The 17,434-nt window shown below is 70.1% G+C and carries 18 protein-coding genes; 2 read left to right on the forward strand and 16 right to left on the reverse strand.

Annotated elements, in window-relative coordinates:
- Positions 1–94: 94 nt before the first annotated feature.
- The 14 genes from M2351_RS41400 to M2351_RS41465 form a co-directional block, all read right to left on the reverse strand.
- On the reverse strand, positions 95–1,960 hold the full coding sequence (locus tag M2351_RS41400) for a flagellin N-terminal helical domain-containing protein (RefSeq protein ID WP_264661779.1): 1,866 nt from the start codon (positions 1,958–1,960) through the stop codon (positions 95–97).
- Positions 1,961–2,124: 164 nt separating this feature from the next.
- The gene (locus M2351_RS41405; protein WP_264661780.1) at positions 2,125–3,258 is read right to left on the reverse strand and encodes a ketoacyl-ACP synthase III; all 1,134 of its coding nucleotides are present in this window, start codon (positions 3,256–3,258) and stop codon (positions 2,125–2,127) included.
- 24 nt (positions 3,259–3,282) lie between these two features.
- Positions 3,283–4,047 carry an SDR family NAD(P)-dependent oxidoreductase gene (locus M2351_RS41410; protein ID WP_264661781.1) on the reverse strand — a complete coding sequence of 255 codons (765 nt, stop codon included), beginning with the start codon at positions 4,045–4,047 and terminating at the stop codon, positions 3,283–3,285.
- Positions 4,044–5,270: an ANL family adenylate-forming protein gene (locus M2351_RS41415; RefSeq protein WP_264661782.1), complete on the reverse strand. Its 1,227-nt coding sequence runs from the start codon at positions 5,268–5,270 to the stop codon at positions 4,044–4,046. The genes M2351_RS41410 and M2351_RS41415 overlap by 4 nt, the downstream gene beginning before the upstream one ends.
- A complete protein-coding gene (locus M2351_RS41420; protein WP_264661783.1) occupies positions 5,267–5,530 on the reverse strand; it encodes an acyl carrier protein in 264 nt (87 codons plus the stop codon). The genes M2351_RS41415 and M2351_RS41420 overlap by 4 nt, the downstream gene beginning before the upstream one ends.
- Positions 5,527–6,345: an alpha/beta fold hydrolase gene (locus M2351_RS41425; protein ID WP_264661784.1), complete on the reverse strand. Its 819-nt coding sequence runs from the start codon at positions 6,343–6,345 to the stop codon at positions 5,527–5,529. The genes M2351_RS41420 and M2351_RS41425 overlap by 4 nt, the downstream gene beginning before the upstream one ends.
- Before the next feature lie 231 nt (positions 6,346–6,576).
- Entirely contained in the window at positions 6,577–6,810 is a 234-nt protein-coding gene (locus M2351_RS41430; protein WP_264661785.1) for an acyl carrier protein, read from the reverse strand.
- A gap of 15 nt (positions 6,811–6,825) precedes the next feature.
- Positions 6,826–7,587 carry a glycosyltransferase family protein gene (locus tag M2351_RS41435; protein ID WP_264661786.1) on the reverse strand — a complete coding sequence of 254 codons (762 nt, stop codon included), beginning with the start codon at positions 7,585–7,587 and terminating at the stop codon, positions 6,826–6,828.
- Positions 7,584–8,639, reverse strand: a complete 1,056-nt coding sequence (gene pseI / locus M2351_RS41440) for a pseudaminic acid synthase (RefSeq protein ID WP_264661787.1) — start codon at positions 8,637–8,639, stop codon at positions 7,584–7,586. The genes M2351_RS41435 and pseI overlap by 4 nt, the downstream gene beginning before the upstream one ends.
- Positions 8,640–8,698: 59 nt before the next feature.
- Positions 8,699–10,288, reverse strand: coding sequence for a glycosyltransferase (locus M2351_RS41445; protein WP_264661788.1), 1,590 nt, complete (start codon positions 10,286–10,288; stop codon positions 8,699–8,701).
- Between the two features lie 30 nt (positions 10,289–10,318).
- Positions 10,319–11,026 carry a sugar phosphate nucleotidyltransferase gene (locus M2351_RS41450; RefSeq protein ID WP_264661789.1) on the reverse strand — a complete coding sequence of 236 codons (708 nt, stop codon included), beginning with the start codon at positions 11,024–11,026 and terminating at the stop codon, positions 10,319–10,321.
- Between the two features lie 163 nt (positions 11,027–11,189).
- Positions 11,190–11,741 (reverse strand): GNAT family N-acetyltransferase, encoded by a 552-nt coding sequence (locus M2351_RS41455; RefSeq protein WP_264661790.1) that lies wholly within the window; start codon positions 11,739–11,741, stop codon positions 11,190–11,192.
- A gap of 30 nt (positions 11,742–11,771) precedes the next feature.
- A complete protein-coding gene (locus tag M2351_RS41460) occupies positions 11,772–12,542 on the reverse strand; it encodes an SDR family NAD(P)-dependent oxidoreductase (RefSeq protein ID WP_264661791.1) in 771 nt (256 codons plus the stop codon).
- Positions 12,539–13,666, reverse strand: coding sequence for an aromatic ring-hydroxylating oxygenase subunit alpha (locus M2351_RS41465; RefSeq protein WP_264661792.1), 1,128 nt, complete (start codon positions 13,664–13,666; stop codon positions 12,539–12,541). Before M2351_RS41465 ends, M2351_RS41460 begins: the two co-directional genes overlap by 4 nt.
- A 114-nt stretch (positions 13,667–13,780) precedes the next feature.
- On the opposite strand from M2351_RS41465, the gene M2351_RS41470 reads away from it, so the two are divergent.
- Positions 13,781–14,863 (forward strand): 3-oxoacyl-ACP synthase III family protein, encoded by a 1,083-nt coding sequence (locus tag M2351_RS41470; RefSeq protein WP_264661793.1) that lies wholly within the window; start codon positions 13,781–13,783, stop codon positions 14,861–14,863.
- A gap of 7 nt (positions 14,864–14,870) precedes the next feature.
- Positions 14,871–15,641: an SDR family NAD(P)-dependent oxidoreductase gene (locus M2351_RS41475; RefSeq protein ID WP_264661794.1), complete on the forward strand. Its 771-nt coding sequence runs from the start codon at positions 14,871–14,873 to the stop codon at positions 15,639–15,641.
- Here M2351_RS41475 and pseG read toward each other — a convergent pair.
- On the reverse strand, positions 15,628–16,677 hold the full coding sequence (gene pseG, locus M2351_RS41480; protein ID WP_264661795.1) for a UDP-2,4-diacetamido-2,4,6-trideoxy-beta-L-altropyranose hydrolase: 1,050 nt from the start codon (positions 16,675–16,677) through the stop codon (positions 15,628–15,630). The two genes, M2351_RS41475 and pseG, sit on opposite strands and share 14 nt — an antisense overlap.
- A gap of 14 nt (positions 16,678–16,691) precedes the next feature.
- Positions 16,692–17,384 (reverse strand): hypothetical protein, encoded by a 693-nt coding sequence (locus M2351_RS41485; protein WP_264661796.1) that lies wholly within the window; start codon positions 17,382–17,384, stop codon positions 16,692–16,694.
- Between the last annotated feature and the right edge of the window lie 50 nt (positions 17,385–17,434).

Genomic DNA, 17,434 nt, shown 5'->3' on the forward strand with positions numbered 1-17,434 from the left:
CGGGGCCATCCCACGGAGGCGCCGCGCACCAAATGGAACGGGCGGCGGCTCGCGCCGCCGCCCGCCGGGCGTGATCCTACCCGAAGTTCCCGGCTTAGAACAGGCGCAGGATCGACTGCTGCGACTGGTTGGCCAGCGAGAGGGCGATGGTGCCGAGCTGCTGACGGGTCTGCAGCATCAGCAGGTTCGCGCCTTCCTCGTTCTGGTCCGCCAGCGTCAGCTTGCTGGCGCCTTCCGTCAGCACGTCGCTGAACTCCTTGGTGAAGTTTTCGCGGGTCGTGATGATGTTCAGGTTGGTCGAGAGCGTCTGCGAGGCCGAACGCAGGTTCTGCTTCGCGTAGTCGATGCTGGACACCGCCTTGTCGATGTCCGAACGGTCGGTCCAGTCGTTCTGGGCGTAGTCGATGCGCAGGCCCTGGCCGCTGGTGGTCAGGTTCTGGGCCTTCACGTTGATCGAGTTGGTGTTGCGCTCGTTCAGCTGAACCGACAGGTCGTTCGACGTGTTGGAGTCGGTCACCTGCACCGTCACCAGGTTCGCCGCCGAGTTGGCCGAGGCCGCCTGCTTGATCTTGTTCTGGTCAACACTGAAGCGGACCGTGCCGGTGTCGAACGCGAAGGCGTTCTCGCCGTTGGACAGCTTGCCCTCGCCGCGGTTGGCCATGCCATCCCGGGTGATGGTGGCGCCGCTGAGATTGCTGGCCTGGACCTGGATGTCGACCTTCTTCTCGATGGTCGAGGTGCCATTGCCGCCGTTGGCCGACTGCTCCAGCAGCTTGCGGTCGACCGTGAAGGACACGATCGTGCCCGACGAGAAGCTCTCGGAGATGCGCTTGGTCAGGGCGTTCTCAGAGGTGGCCTTGACGCTCATCTCGCGCGTGGAGTTCGGCGAGGTGGCGCCGGTCAGCGTGATCGTGCCGTTGGTCGAGACGGTGACCGTCTTGGCGTCGGTGCCGACCAGGCGGCCGCTGCCGGTCATCGCGGTGTTGATCGAGTTGCGCAGCGCTGAGGCGACCTTGGCCCGGGCGTTGCCGCCGACCGCGACGTCGCTGGACGTGGCCGTGTAGGAGAAGGTCTGGTCTTCGACGGTGATCGTGAAGGTGTCGCCGGCTTCGATCGTGCCGCCCAGCTGCACGTTGGTGACCTGCGCGGTGCCGGACACCGACGCCTGGGTCGTGTTGGCGGCGATGGTCTGGCTGTTGTCGAAGTACTTGATCGTGCGCGACTCGTTGCCGTCCGACACGATGAAGGAGCGCTCGCGGCCGGTGGCGCCGCGGACCTCGATCTGCACGTCGGAGAAGCTGCCCGCGGTGGACGACATCGTGCCCGACAGCTTCAGGCCGACCAGGCCGTGCGCCATTTCGGCGTTGTTGATGTCGCCGGCCGCACCCTCGATGGAGCCGTCGCCCTTGACGCGCACCGTGTAGGTGTCGGCCGACACCACGTTGGTGACGCGGGCGTTTTCGATGCCCTGGATGGTGTTGACCGCTTGGCGCGAGGCGCTGGTGCTGTCCATGCGCATGCCGTTGCCGGCCAGCAGGTTCTTGCCGCCGTAGCTCGAGTCACCGGCCAGCTTGTCGATCTGGTCCTTCAGCGCGTTGAACTGCGTGGCCAGCGACTTGCGGGTGGCCATCGAGCCGGCGTCGGTGCCCAGCGCCGAATAGGCGGCGGTGGTCAGGCCGCGGGCCTGCTCGATCATGTCGTCGATGGAGGTCAGGCCCTTGTCAGCCGCCTTGATGGTGCTGATCGCCTGGCCCATCGTGTCCTTCAGCGCGGACAGGTCGCCGGCGCGCTGGTTCAGGCCCTTGGCCGCGAAGAACGAAGTCGGGCCGTCGAGGGCCGTGTTGATCTTGTTGCCGGTCGCGAGGATGTTCTGCTTTTTCGCGATCGAGTCCTGGACGCCCTGCAGCTGCAGCAGGTTCGTGCGCATGGACGACGAGAGCGAGACGCCATTGGTAGCCATGATGGTCACTCCATTTGGAGGATTGTGATCCGCCGCGCTTCGCGCTGACGGAGAGGGACTAATTCCCTCGGGGCTACGTTAGGCAAAATGTGGGCCAGCCCAAAATTGCCGCGCTTTCGTGGTATTTCCTGCCGGGCGGCAAAAGCAGGATCGGCAAAAGTTGCCTACTGCCCGGCAGAATGTGCCGGGCCACCGGCACCGTTTGCCGGTCCACCCGCGTCGTCGGCAGATTTTGCCGGGTCCTCCCCCGCATCCACCACCGTATCCGCCACCGGGTTTCCGGCGGCGTCGATCTGCATCGTTCCGCACACCGCCAGAGGGCCGGTCGCCAGCGCAACGCTTCCCCAGGACCAACCGACTCCGAAGCCGGACAGCAGCAGCCGCGCACGCGCGGAACGCAGCCGGCCGCCAAGCTCCGACGCGAGGGCGAGCGGGATGGAGGCGGAACTGGTGTTGCCGTATTCCGCCAGCCCAACCACCGTCTGCGCCGGGGCGGCGCCGAGCTTCTGCGCCAGATGGCGGATCATCTGGGCGTTCGCCTGGTGCAGGACGAAGTGGTCCACCCCGTCCATGGTCCAGCCCGCGAGGTCGAGCGCGGCGCGGACGCTGGCCGGGACCTCCCGCAGCGTGAAGGCGAAGACCTGGGTGCCGTCCATGAACAGGTGGGCGGGGGCGTCGGGCTCCCGCAGGGCGCCGCCGGGCACGGTGAGGTAGGGCGCGCCGGCGCCGTCGCTGCCCAGCGTGAAGGCGATCGGCGCGGCGGCCTCGTCCAACTCCAGCGCGGTCGCCGCGGCGGCGTCGCCGAACAGGGGGGCCACGGCCCGATCGTTCGGGTCGAGCACCCGCGACGTTGTGTCGCCGGCCACCAGCAGCGCGCGCCCCCCCCCGGCCGCCTTCAGCATCGCCGAAGCGGTCCACAGGCCGTAGACGTAGCCCGAGCAGCCGAGCGTCAGGTCCATCACCGCCGCCTGCCGGCCAAGGCCGAGCCGATGATGCAGCCGAAATCCGGAGGCCGGCATGATGCGGTCGTGCGTCTGGGTCACCATGACCAGCAGGTCGACGGTACCGGCGTCCCAGCCCAGCCCGTCGAGCAGGCGCCGCGCCGCGGCCTCGCCCAGGTCGGACGTGCACTGGTGCGGGGGCACGAGGCGCCGCGCCTCGATCCCCGTCGCCTTGGCGACCTTGCGGGCGGCATCCTCTCCGAAGCGGGCGGCCAGATCGTCCACCGTTTCCCGCCGTTCCGGCACGCAGGCGACCAGCCCGCGGAGGGCGACGCCGTCGATCACGCTCGCGACCATGGGCTGTTCCTCGCGTGGTTGCCGTCAGCCGGTGATGCCGCCGTCCACGACGATGGTCTGGCCGGTGACGAAGGCGGCCCCGTCACCCAGCAGGAAGCGGACCACCGGGACCACGTCCGCCACCTCGCCCAGCCGGCCGAGCGGCGTGCGGCGCACGATCTGCTCCCGCTGGCCGTCCGCCAGGGTGCCGGACATCTCCGTGGTCAGGTAGCCGGGCGCCACCGAGTTGACGGTGACCTGGAGCCGCCCGACCTCGCGCGCCAGCGCTCGGGTCAGCCCGTCCAGCCCCGCCTTCGACGCGGAATAGGCGGCAAGCCCCGTGTAGCCGCGCTGGCCGATGATGGAGGAGATGTTGACGATCCGCCCCGGCCCGCGCTTCAGCAGCTTGGCGCGCAGGAAGGCGCGGGCGACCTGGATCGCGCCGGTGAGGTTGGTCTGGATAACCTCCTCCACGTCGATTTCCGGAAAGGTGGCGAGCACGCCGTCCCGCGCGATCCCGGCGTTGTTGACCACCCCCCACAGCGGCGACGCCCCGCCCCACTCCATCGCCGCGTCGACGAAGGCGCGCACCTCGTCGCCGTCGCCGACGCGGCAGGCTTTCCAGAACAGGTCAGGGCCGGCCAGCCGCTCCAGCGCGTCGCTGGGCGCGCGGCTGCAGGTGGACACGCGGTAGCCGTCGGCCAGCAGGGCCTCGACAAGGCCGAGGCCGAGACCGCGGCTGCCGCCGGTGACGATGACGTGGCGCTTGACGGTGTTGTGCTTGGCGTCGGTTTCCATGGCGTCGCTCATGCGGCCCCTTCCCGTTTCTTTTTGCCCGCGGAGCCCAGCGGGATGTGGTCGGCCAGGGTGATGGCGCGCGGCCGCGCGGCCGGCGGCAGGTCGGCCACGGCCTCCCGGATGGCGGCGCGGACGTCCGCTTCCAGCGCGCCGGGGGCCGGCACGACAGTCGCCGTCAGAATGTGTCCGGTGATCGGGTTGGCCGCCGCGCGGACCAGGGCGTCCTGGACGCCGGGCACGCCAAGCAGCAGCTGCTCCACCGCCTCCGGCGACACCTTTACGCCGCCGACGTTGACGCGGCCGTCCAAGCGTCCGGCGAACAGCGCACGGTCGCCCCGCACCTCCACCACGTCGCCCGTTGAGAACCAGTCGCTGTCGGCCGAATTCCCACCGGCGTAGCCGAGCATGGCGCGCGGGCTGCGCACCTCCAGCACGCCGTCGCTCAGCCGCAGGCCGACACCGTCGACGCCCGTATCCAGCCAGGACGCCGGGAAACCGACACGCCCGTCGGTGACGGCGAACAGGGCACCAGCCTCGGTGGACGCGTAGATGTGGCGCAGCGTCGCGTTCGGGAAACGCGCGGCCAGCCGGTCGAGCAGGGGCTGGTCCACCGCCTCCCCGCCCAGCGTGACGGCCGCAAGGGCCGGGCCGGACGTGCCCAGAGCCATCAGGAAGGCGCGCCAGAAGCTGGGCGTCGCGCTGATGTGGGTGACCGCGTGCCGAACCGCCGCGCCAGCAAGCTCCGCGGTGCTGGCGCCGGGCGTCGAGACCAGCGTCGCGCCGGACGCCAGCGCCGTCAGGATCACCTGGAGGCCGGCGAAGGAGGCCGGATCAAAGGTCAGCAGCCAGCGCGCGTGCGGGTCGGCGGTGCCGCGCAGCCGCCCTCGCAGCCGGTCGAAGCCGTGTCGGGCCCGCTTGGGCGCCCCGGTCGTGCCGGAGGTTTCGAGCAGGACCGAGAAGCCGGGCGAGGCCGGCGTTGCATCTTCAGCGACGGGGGCACCCGGCTTTGAGCCATGGCGTTTCAGGAACAGCGGGACCTTGGCGCGTTCGGCCGCGACCAGCGCGGCGACGACCGTGGAGGCCCGATCGCCCCGGACGGTCGCCATTTCGGCTGCGTTTCGAAAGGTCGCCTCCAGCGCATCGGCCATCCTGGCGATGTCCGGCCAGCCGAAATGGGCGTCGCCTTCGATCAGGCGGACGCTGGGATCGATCCAGGGCGGCGGGGGCTCGGTCATGCCGCGCCGGTTGGCGCGTCGAGGCGGTAGAGCGCCGCCAGCTCGCCGACCGTGGTGAACTGGATGAAGCCGGCGCGGAAGGGATCCTGGCCGGTGCGCTGTTCCAGCACGACCAGCAGCGTGGCGAGGTCGAGGGAGTCGATCGGCAGGTCGCCGCCCAGGAAACGGGTGTCCGGCCCGACCGGTGGCAGAGTCTCCCCCTTGTCGGCGGCGATGCGGGCGAGTTCTTCGGCGATCAGGGCGAGCATGGTTTCGGTCATGAGGGATCGTGGGTGGCGAGGAAGTCGCGGAGGGTGGCGGTGACGGGAGTCGCGGCCTCACTATGCGGCAAGTGCCCGGTGTTGTCGAAGACATGCAGCGGGGCGGCGGGCGGCAGCCGGTCGCGCGGAGGCAGGGGGATGATGCGGTCGTCCCGCCCCCACAACAGCTGGACCGGCGGGACGACGGCGCCCCAGTCCACCGGCCGCCAGCGCTCCGCCGCCGTGGCGAACGAACCGTCGACGATCCGCTCCAGCGCGGCACGGCGCGCGGGGTCGGCGGCCTGGGCGTGCAGCACCTCGCCGATCCGCTCGGCGAGCGGTGACGGCGTGGCGAACAGGCGGTCGGCGCACACCTGCCCTTCGGCGGGCGAGGACAGCGCGGTCACCCGGCGCAGGAAGGCGAGGTCGAAGTTGGGGCCGAGCCCCGCGCTGGCGATCAGCGACAGGCTCGCCACCCGCTCCGGCGCGTGGCGGGCCAGTTCGAGGGCGACGAAGCCGCCCATGGAATGGCCGATGGCGTGAACGCGCGGGATCTCCAGCGCGTTCAGCAGCCGCACCAGCCAGGGCGCGAAGGCATCGACCCGCCCGTCACCCACGTCGAGCGTCGATCCGCCGTGGCCCGGCAGATCCACCGCCAGCACCCTGCGGCCGGCGGCCAGGGGCGAGAGGTTGTACTGCCAGGTGAGCGAGTCCCCGGCGAAACCGTGCAGCAGCAGCGCCGGAACGCCACCGCGCCCAAGCGACAGGTAAGCGGCCGGGCCGCCCGCGATGTCGGCCCGCGCGCGGCGGAGACGGCCGGGGGTGGTGTCGGTCATGGGGGACAAGGGCATTTTGGAAGCGTGGTCGCGTTGGGCCCCCACCCTAACCCTCCCCCACCTTCGGCTCTCAGCGAACGCCAAAGGCGTTCGCTGAGAGCCGTCAGCGCATGCTTCGCATGCGCGAGAGGCGAGGGAGGGGACTGCCGCCACTCCGCGACCAAGTCCCCTCCCCCGCGAAGTGGGGGAGGGTTAGGGTGGGGGCCCAGCGCCAGCACCTATCCCATCACCTCACGCCGCGACGGCGACGCCGGCGAGCGCCAGCAGGTCGTCGATGGCCTTGGCCTTGGCCAGCTTCTCGCCTTCCACGACCAGGCCCAGCTTCTCGTCGACCAGCGCGATGAAGCTGATGACGGCCAGCGAGTCCCAGTTGTCGAGCGACTCAAGCTCCTCAGCACCGGTCAGGGTGCCGGCGTCCAGTTCCAGCATCTCGTCGAGGGCGAGCAGGAATTCCTTGCGGTCCATAGGAAAAACTCCGTGTCAGTGCAGCGTGCGCTGGCGAACAGCGCGGTTGATGTCGGCCCAATCGGGATGCTGGTCCAGGAGTTTGCAACAATCCTGCCATCCGAAGTCGGGCTTTTCGGGAAGAAGGGCGCCAAGCAGAGTGCGGACGAGGTCCAGGTCGGATTGTTCGTCCACGCACCAGCGCTGGTCCACGGCGTCCCCATCGGGTTGAAGGGGCGCGCCGAGGCGGAAGCGGTCCGGGCGGCGGTAGATGTGGGCGGTTACATGCTCGCGCTCCGCGGGGTCGGTGGCGTTGGCGGCGGCCTCGTCGAGCGCGGCGCGGGTGAAGACCTCCGTGTCGAGGCCGCGTGGGTAGCGGGTGACGTCCAGACTGACGTAATCGAGCGGCGGGTCGGACTCCAGCAGCGCGGTAACGACGCGGTCCACCAGCGCCGGGTCGATCAGCGGGCAGTCGGCGGTGACGCGCACCACCACATCGGCCCCGGCCATGGCAGCGGCCCCGGCAAAGCGGGAGAGCACGTCGTGCTCGCTGCCGCGAAAAACCGGCACGCCGAGCGTTCCGGCGAGGTCCGCGACGGGGTCGTCGGTGGCGTTCACCGTGGTCGCCAGCACCAGCGCGTCGAGACGGCGGCAGCGCGACAGGCGGCCGAGGTGGTGCGCCAGCAGCGGCTTGCCCGCCGCGTTCATCAGCACCTTGCCGGGCAGGCGGGTCGAGGTCATGCGAGCCTGCGAGATGCAGACGACGCGACGCTTTTCTGGCGGCTTTTTGGCGGTCATGGCGCGTCCTCCAGCAGCAGCATGTCCCAGCGCAGCGGGTCGCCGCGCTTGAGGGCGCGGGCGGCGCGGCGACCGAGGACGGCGGGCAGGTGCTTCGGCTCCATGCCGAAACCCGGGCGGATGGAGCGGACGTTCGCCGCGGTCAGCGCAGCGCCGGCCGGCACGTCGGCGACAACGTAGAGGGAGCGGCGGTAGTCGCGGCCCCCGGCCTCGCTCGGCTCCACGCCGTAATGGACGCGGCCCAACGCCGCCCAGGCGGTGCGCACGCTGTCGGCCATGCCCCGGAACTCGGCCGGCTCCAGGGAGAAGGCGCTGTCCACCCCGCCTTCGGCGCGGGACAGGGTGAAGTGCTTCTCGATCACCACCGCGCCCAGCGCCGCCGCGGCGACCGGCACCGCCAAGCCGTGCGTGTGGTCGGACAGGCCGACGGCAACGCTGAAAGCCTCGGCCAGATGCGGGATGGTGCGCAGGTTGCAGTCCTCCGGCGGCGTGGGATAGCCACTGACGCAGTGCAGGAGGACCAGCGGAACGTCGCCGGCGGCCTCCACCGCGTCGGCCACCTCACCCAGCGTGGCGAGGCCGGTGGAGACGATCAGCGGCTTGCCGGAGCGGGCGGCGCGGCGGATCAGCGGCAGGTCGTTCAGCTCGAAGGACGCGATCTTGAAGGCCGGGGCGTCCAACTGCTCCAGCAGGTCCACCGCCGTGTCGTCGAAGGGGGAACTAAAGATGGTCAGGCCGATGGAGCGGGCGTGGGCGAACAGGGCCTCGTGCCAGTCCCAGGGGGTGTGCGCCTCGCGGTAGAGGTCGTGCAGGGTGCGGCCTTGCCACAACCCACCCTCCAGCCGGAAGCCGGGGCCGTCGTGGTCGATGGTGATGGTATCGGCCGTGTAGGTCTGCAGCTTGACCGCGTCTGCCCCCGCCGCCTTGGCGGCGTCGACCAGCGCCAGCGCGCGCGCCAGCTCGCCGTTGTGGTTGCCCGACAGCTCGGCGATCAGATAGGGCGGATGTCGGGGGCCAATGGGGCGGCCGTTGATGATGACGTCGCGCGGCACGGGTGTCGTTCTCAAATCAGTTGCGGCGACCACTCTGCCACGCGACCGGTTAACGGGTCTTAATTTTGTGCGGTTGATGACGGGCGGGACCGCAGAAGGTCGCGGGCCTCCTCGCCGTAGGCAAGCAGGCGCTCGGTGCAGCGGTGCCGGTCGCCGACCGTACGGAACTGGGCGCGGGACAGGGCGGACTGCCGGGCGCGCTCGGCCGGGTCGGCGAACAGGGCGGCGGCGCGTTCCACGAAGGCGGCGCGGTCTGGCACGGGTATGCCCTCCCCCGCCACGCTGGCGACGTCGCCCCAGGCGAGAGTCACCACAGGCAGCCCCTCCGCGATGGCATAGGCGGCGCTGCCGCCGCCGCCCTGGCGGGACGGGTTCAGGTAGGCGTGGCAGCGTCGGTAGAAGGCGCGGATGTCCGCCACGTGGCCGAGGCTGCACATGCGAGCGGCGTTGCGCGTGGCGGCAAGGCGCGCGGGCAGTTCCACCGCCGCGCCGGCGAAGGCCATCAAGGCGCCGGGGCAGCGGTCGAGGATGGCGTCGGCCACATCGAGGAACTCCGCCGTCACCTCCAGGTCCAGGCGGGTGCCGACCACGCAGAAGACGAAGGGCGCGTTGCCGAGGCCGTGGTCGCCCTCGTCCCCCGCCGTGGGCGGCGGGGAGAAGCCCAGGGTGAAGGGCCGGAAGCGCCGCGCAAAGGGCTCCCGGTACATCGCCGGCATGTGCGCGGTGTGGTCCCCCTCCTCGTAGCCGAGCACGAGGTGGGCGAGCGAGATGGTCATGCCGGAGGTCGTGGGGATGCAGACCACGGGCCGGGCGTCGCTGTCGGCGAACAGGTCGCCCACCACATTGGCGCCGCCGAAGCAGACCAGCAGGTCCGGGTCGAAATCGTCGATCGCGTCCACGATGGCGCCGATTTTATCCTTCGAGAAAGCCCGGTCGGTGAAGGAGGCCATCTTGACGCACCGGCCGAACATCTGGAGCGCCACGACCCCGTCGTAGGCGGCCACCACCTCCGCCATCATCGGCGGGATGAACAGGTTTTCCAGCCGCAGCGGCATGGTGTTGCAGTTGATGATCGCGACGTCCAGCCCGAAGTCGTCCTGCAAGCGGCTGGCGTAGTCGAAGCAGTCGCGCGAGGGCTGGTGCTGGTCGTTGGTCAGCTGGTTGGTCAGCACCGCCACGCGGCGGATCGGCCCGTCGCGAGGGGTCCGGCGCGGCGGAACGATGCCCCAGCGGCGGGACACCGCCCGCACCGTCTCCTCGTAGAAGCGGAACAGGTCGCAGGGGCCGAAGCTGGCGGCCTTTTCCGGCGCCGCGGCGCCCAGGAACAGCTGCCGGGCGATGCACCAGTAGGAGTAGTGCATCAGCTCCGGCCCGACCCGCTCCCCACCCAGCAGCAGGTAATGGAGGATGCGCTCGTAATGGTAGAGGTCGCCGGTCAGCTGGAACAGCACCGACTGGAGCAGGACCGTGTCGCCGGACGGCGGCGCGCGTCGCAGCGCATCGGCGACGGCCCGGCGATCGTCGGCGTCCAGCCGGCGGCGCAACGCGTCACAATGGGTGGACAGACGGTTGACCTTGTCGGCGTTGAACTGGCGGTCCGCCAGGAGGGCCGTGAGGGCGGCGGTCTCCGCCGCGACGGTGTCGGACATCGTGTGGGCCTCCGCGCCGCGTCCGGCCCGTCAGGTGTCGCGCCCGCCGATCACGCTGGCCGCCACGGCCAGGCTTTCGGGCGTGCCGAGGTCGATGAAGCGGGCCTTGGCGACGTGGGCGTGCAGCGTGCCCGGGGCCATCTTGTGAAGCACGTCGCGGGTGAGGGAGCCGGTGTCGGCGGTGTCGAGCCGGTCGAGGAAGGCGGCGGAGAACAGGTAGACTCCGGCGTTGATGACCCCGCGCCCCGGCGTCTTGTCGATGAAGCGGCGCACGCGGCTGTCCGGCCCGACCTCCACCCGGCCGAAGCGGGCGGCGTCCTCCACCTCCACGCAGAGGACCGACGCGTCGGCCCCGGATAAGCGGTGCGACGCGACGAAAGCGCGCAGGTCGGCGTCAAGGAAGGTGTTGCCGCTCATCACCATCACCGTGCCGGTTTTGAGGTCCTTGCGGACGTAGCCGAGCGCGGCGGCCGATCCCAGCGGGCGCGGTTCGATCTGGCAGACGACGTCGAGCGACCGGTTGGTGTCGCCCTGTGCCAGCCAGGCGGTGACATGGTCGGCCAAATGCCCCAGGCACAGCACCACGCGGCGCGCGCCGTAGGCCGCCAGATAGTCCAGCAGATGGCCGAGGAAGGCGCGGCCGGCGATGGGGGCCAGCTCCTTCGGCGCGTCACCCGACACGCCGCGCATGCGCGTGCCGAGCCCGCCGGCGAACAGCATGACGTCGATGTCCGTCAAGGCTTCCTCAGGACGCACGATGCCTCCCCTTCCCGCTGTCGGCGCGGCAGCACCGATCCACACCCGCCGCATACCGCGTCGGCGGTGGATAGGTCAAACATTCGGTTGGGGTCGGCGCGGACTTTCGTCTCCGAATCCTGTGACAAGGCCCTCTTCCGGGCATCTACCCGGAAAAAGCGGTCAGGGTCACATCCCGGGGGAACAGGTGGGGATGAGTCTCCCACTCGCTGCGCAATGTCTCGAACACGTACACGTCGTGGAAGCGGCCGTTCTTGAAAACGTGCTGGTGCAGCACCCCGACCTCCCGCGCCTTCAGCAGGCGCTGGATGCGGATGACCGCGTCGTTGCCCTCCATGAACTGGTTGACCAGCTTGTTCATCCCCAGCCCGTAGAAGCAGTAATCCATGATGAAGGGGTGCAGGAATCCCGCCAGCTTCCGCCGGTCCTCCGGCTCCGCGATGTAGGACCCGGAAGAGCAGCGCCGGTGCACGGGGTCGATCTCAGAATAGGACAGGTAGCCGACCGGCCGGCCCTCATGCTCGATGATGAAGTGGCGGAAATCCCGGCGCTCCTCCATGGTCCTCAGCCAGGCGCGCTGGCGCTCCACGTCCGGGTTCTCGATGTCGGTGAACATGAAGCGCGTGATGAACGGGTCCGTGCGCCAGCGCAGCAGCATCGCGGCATCGTCGAGAGTCGGGCGGCGGAAGCGAAACATAGGGACTCACTGTCTTGAAAAAAGCGCGCGTTATTTCGCCAAATACCCGCCATCGACGGGCAGCATGACCCCGTTGATCCAGCGGCTGGCATCGGACAGGAGGTAGGCGATGGCGGAGGCCACGTCCTCCGGCTTGCCGAAGCCCATGGGGTGGGCGGCGCGGATGGCGTCGAACTGCTCCGCCGTCGTGGTTTGGCGGAAGCGCTCCATCATCTCCGTCTCGACCATGGCCGGGGCGACGCAGTTGACGCGGATGCCGTCGCGCAGGAATTCCATGGCGAGGCCACGGGTGGCCGACACGAGGCCCCCCTTGGCCGCGGAATAGACCACGTTGCCCGGCTGCCCGATCTCCGCCGCCACCGAGGAGACGAGCACCATGGCGCCCGACTCGGCGTGGCAGCCCTTTTGGCGGAAGCCGCGGGCGAGCGCCAGGGCGCTCAGCAGGTTGGTGTGCAGGATCTGGTCGAAGAAGGCGCGGTCCACGCTCCGCACCGGCTTGCCCACCTGAACGCCGGCGCAATGGGCGACGCCGTCGAAGGCCCCACCGGCGTCCGCCTGCGCCTTGACCCATGCGGGGATCGCGTCGGTGTCCGACAGGTCGAAGGCGGCGGCGCGGTGGCCCTCCCCGGCCAGCAGCGCCTGCGTCTCGTCCAGGCGCGCCGCGTCGCGGCCGTTGACCGTCACCCGCGCGCCGAGCCGGGCGGCCAGCACCGCCGTCGCGCGCCCGATCCCGGCTGAGGCGCCGGTGACCAGGATGCGCCGGCCGGACAGGTCGACCAGCGGAGAAGCGATGCCCGTCATTCGGCGGCCATGCGGTCCAGATAGGCCTTGTGGAAGGCGAAGATGCGCTCCTCCCCCCAGCCCGGTACGGCGGGGCGGGTGACCTGCTTCAGGCCCTTGTGCGCTGCTTCCGACACAACCTGATCCTCGCGCAGGACCTGGACGTTGAAGCCGCGGAGGTTGTCCTCCACCGCCTTGCGGGCGGCCCCGCCTTTGGTCTGCGGCTTGGAGGTCTCGCCCAGGAACAGGCGGTAATGCAGGTTGCAGTGGTCCGGATCGACCGGGTCGTAGGTCTGCACGCTCATCAGCGAACCGTGGGTGATGCCGATGGCGAGGTTCGGGAAGAGGAAGAAATGGTCGTAGTTGCGCAGCATCTTGCTGCGCGGCAGGCCCATCTTCTGGTTCACGCCGTCCCACCAGCGCACGCTGCCGTCCGCCAAGTGGGTGGTGCCCCGCGAATGCTCCTTCTCGTAGGAGCAGTCCCAGACCTTCTTGGTGAACTTCTTGAAGGTCTCCGGGTGGGTGGCATCGACGTGGTAGACCTCCAGCACGCTCTCCACCCCGGCCTTCCAGTTGGCAGCCCAGGGCAGCACGCCGTCGTCGATGCGGTCGGTGAAGGTTTCCGACAAATGGTCGAGGATCAGACCATAGGCGCCCAACTGCTCATCCAGGCTCGTGCCGCCCGTCTCAAGCCGGACGAAGACGAAGCGGCCGCGCGTCGCCACCTCGAACCGCGGCAGGGCGAGGCGCTTCTTGTCCTCCTCGCTGAAGCCGAACTGCTCCCGGTTGCCGGGGATGCCGACGGGGACGCCATCGCGATTGAAGACCCAGCCGTGGTAGGGGCAGACCGGCTTGCCGTTGCCGCAGGGCCGAAGGTGGATCAGCGAGTAGCGGTGGGTACAGACATTGTGGAAAGCGCGCAGCTCGCCGTCGAAGTTCTGGATCAGCACCGACGTCCCGGCGATCTCCGCCGTGATGAAGTCGTTTTCGGCGCGCAGGTCGTCCGTAAATCCAACGAACATCCAGGAGCGCCGGAAGATCTTGGCGACTTCTTCGGTGTAGGTCGCCTCACCGGAATAACGCTGGGGCGGGATCACCGTGGTCGGCAGGGGTGGAAGCTGGCGTTGCTGAGCCCGGTCGTCCATGGTTGGTCCCATTTATCGGTTCGTTAATCATTCGACCCTAGCGTCTTGTCGGTTAATATTTCCCGAATTTGCCCAGGCCGGTGTTAGGCCGTTATAGGATAAAGGGAGTATCCGGTGAAGGCGATCATCGAAGGCGTGCGCATCGCGGGGTTCCGGGCCGCCGTGCCGCCGCACCGCCATTCCTTCATGGAGGACCACTCCCTGTTCTCCGCCGAGGAGACGGAGAAGCTGCTGGCGACCACCGGCGTGTACGAGCGCCGCATCGCGCCACCGCACATCTGCGCGTCGGACATGTGCGTGGCGGCGGCGGAGGGGCTGCTGGCCCAGTTGGGCTGGGATCCGGCCACCGTCGACGTGCTGGTCTTCGTGTCGCAGGACCCGGACTACAACGTCCCCGCCACCTCCTGCGTCATGCAAAAGCGGCTGGGCCTGCCGACGAGCGCGGCCTGCTTCGACGTGAATCTCGGCTGCTCCGGATTCGTCTACGGACTGTGGATGGCGGGACGGCTGCTGGGCGGGTCGTCGGGCAAGCGGGCGCTGGTGCTGTGCGGCGACACCAGTTCGCGCCACCTCGTGCCGGGCGACCGGTCCACCCTGCCGCTGTTCGGCGATGCCGGCGGCGCCGCGGCGCTGGAGTGCGTGGAGGGCGCCACGCCGATCCACGTGGTCGTCGGCACCGACGGCGGCGGCGCCAAGAACATCTGGGTCAAGGCCGGCGGGCGGCGCAACTCCCTGGTGCCGGGCCGGGAGCCCTGGACGCCCGAGCAGCAGGAGCGGCTGTTCACCGACTCGCGCCTGTCGCTGAACGGGGCGGAGGTCTTCGCCTTCACGCTCCGCGCCGTACCGCCGCTGGTTCGCGACACGCTGGAGTTCGCGGGCGTCGGCGTGGAGGACATCGACCTGTGCGTCATGCACCAGGCCAACGCCTTCATGCTGGAGCATCTGCGCAAGAAGACCAAGTTCCCGCCGGAAAAGTTCGTCGTGGACATGCACGACTTCGGCAACACCAGCTCCGCCTCCATCCCGCTGGCGGTCAGCCATCGGCTGGGCGAGGCGCTGTCCACCGGCACGCGCAAGATGCTGCTGGCGGGCTTCGGCGTGGGCTGGTCCTGGGGTGCCGTGGTCGCCGACGTCGGCCCGATCCCGGCACCGGAGGTGCAGGAGATCCCCGACGACTTCCCCCTGCTGTCTCCCTGAGCCGACCATGCGCAACCCGCTCGACCTCACCGGCCGGCGCGTCCTGGTGACCGGCGCCTCTGTAGACAGCGACATCGGGCGGGAGCTGTGCCGGACGCTCGCCGACCTTGGCGCCGCACTGACGCTGGTCGGGCGCCGGGCCGACGCGCTGGAGGCGACGCGCGCCCTGCTGGCGGAACCGGAGCGGCACTGCGTCGCCCCCTTCGACCTGACCGACCTGGACGCCATTCCCGGCTGGATGAAGCGGCTGGCCGAGGCTGACGGGCCGTTCCACGGGCTGGTCCATTCCGCCTCCGAGCAGGGCTATTCGGTGCTGCGGCAGGTCAACCGCGCGCAGTTCGAGCGGTATTTCACCCTGAACGTCGGTGCCGCGCTGATGCTGGCGCGCGGCTTCCACCAGAAAGGCGTGTTCGCGCCGGGCGGCGGGGCCATCGTCTATGTCGGCTCGGTCGCCGGACTGAAGGGGCAGAAAGGCCGGTCCCTTTACGCGGCCAGCAAGGCGGCGCTGGTGTCCGTGGCGCAATCGCTGGCGCTGGAACTGGCCGACCGCAAGATCCGCGTGAACGTGGTGGCCCCGGCGGTGGTGCTGGGCGCGAAGGCGGAGAAGCAGTTCGCCATGCTGCCGGCGGAGCAGAACGCCGCCCTGGCGGCCGCCCACCCGCTGGGCTACGGGATCCCGCAGGACGTGGCCGACGCAGTGGCCTATCTGCTGGCCGACAGCGGGCGCTGGATCACCGGGACCGCCCTGCCCGTGGACGGCGGCTTCACCGCCCAGTGACGCGGCGCGCCAGCGCCTCGGCGACTCGCACAGCGCCCTGGCCGTCGACAATGCCCGACAAGCGTTCCGCCATCGCGACTCTTTGAGCCGGATCGGCCCAGAGAGCGGCGGCGGCCTCGGCGATGCGCTCCGGCGCGTCCGCAATCCGGCCATTCACCAGTCGGCACCAGCCCAGCGCCTCCGACTGGCGGGCGGCCTCTATCTGGTTGTCGGCGATGGTGACCAGAACGGCCGGCGTGCCGATGGCTGCCAGTTCCGCCGTGGTGGTGCCCGCCGCCGACACGGCCAGCCCGGCCTCGGCCATCAATTGCCCCATGCGCGGAGTGTCGCGATGCATGCGGACACGGTCGCCGAGAGGGCGAGCGGCCTGCTCCACCACGTCGGCGTTGGGCGCCGCCCCGCCGACCGCCACGTCGATGCGAACGTCCGGCGGCAGCGCGGCGGCAAGGTGGGCCAGCACCGGCGCGGTCAAACCGAGCGGGTCGGAACCGCCAAAGGTGACCAGCAGAGCCCGGCGCTCCGGCAGCGGCACCTTCGCTGCGGTAGCCGCCCGACGCACCTCCCGCCGCAAGGGGGCGTGGGCGGGACCGAGCAGCAGCATGGCGTCCGGGTTTCCGGAGCGGTAAGGCAGGCGGGCGGCGTCAGGGGCCGCGTTGACGATCAGGCCGGAGTGCAGCGGCTCGCCCGTGCCTGTGTCGTCGAAGGCGAGCACCGGCAGCACCGCCCCCGCCAACCCCGCCCGCCAGTTCCGGCCGAAGCAATAGCCGTCCACGACGACGGCCCTCGCGCCGATGTCTCGGGCAATAGTGAGTGTCGCGGCAAGGTCGCCCTCGCTGCCGGGTTCGGCATCGATGCGGTGAACCATTATGCCGGTGGTCCGCAGACGATCCTCCAGAGCCGGCGGCAGCATCGCGGACACGAACGCCACGGTGAAGTCCATGTCCTGCAACGCCTCAGCGACTGCGAGGCAGCGCATGACGTGCCCGGCGCCGATGGAGGCGCCGGCGTCGGCGCGGAACAACACCACAGGAGGCATGGCATGGCGTCCGGTCAGTGCAAGGTCGGCGCGTTCGGGCCGGTCGGACGCAGCCGAGCCCGGGCGGAGGACAGCAGGAAGGCGTGCCAGAACAGCGCAACCAGCGCGGCCGGAAGACCGGACACCTGGTGGCCGGGCAAGGCGGCGATGCCCGCAGCGTGCGCCATGGCGGCGTTCGCCGCGTTGACGCTGCGCTGCGCCGCCGGGCCGATGAGGGCCAGCGTCTGCCCGAGCGCCTTGGCGTCGAAACGCAGGGTCGCCGGGGCGACGGTCATCTGGGCCGCGCCATCGCGCATGCGGCCGATGGCGACGTAGGCCTCCAGCAGGTCCTGGCGATCCTCCGGGCGCAGCACCGCGGTGACCACGCGGTTGCCGGTCAGCGGTCCGGTGCCATCGAACTCGAAGACCACGGCGCGCTCCGACTGCCGGGCCTCGGCCAGCGCCGCGGCGCGCTCCCCAGCCGACACGCCGGTCAGGCGCATGGCCTCCGCGAACAGTTCCGGCCGCTCGCCGCCCTCGGCGTGGACAACCAGCGGCGCGTCCACCGTGGCCGCGACGGCAAGCCGCCGGGCCATGATGTTGACCGCCTCCTCCGGACCTTCAACCATCTGTTCCGGGGCCATTTGTTCCTGAAGCAACTCGGCGCCCTTGCGCAGCATCACCTCGGCAAAGCTGATCTCCGGGGCGAAGGCGGGTTCTGGGTTCATGGCGCTGTCTCCTGCCGCAGAAATTAGATGTTTTCTACGACAGGGCCGGC

This window comes from Azospirillum canadense (assembly GCF_025961225.1).
GTDB lineage: Bacteria > Pseudomonadota > Alphaproteobacteria > Azospirillales > Azospirillaceae > Azospirillum > Azospirillum canadense.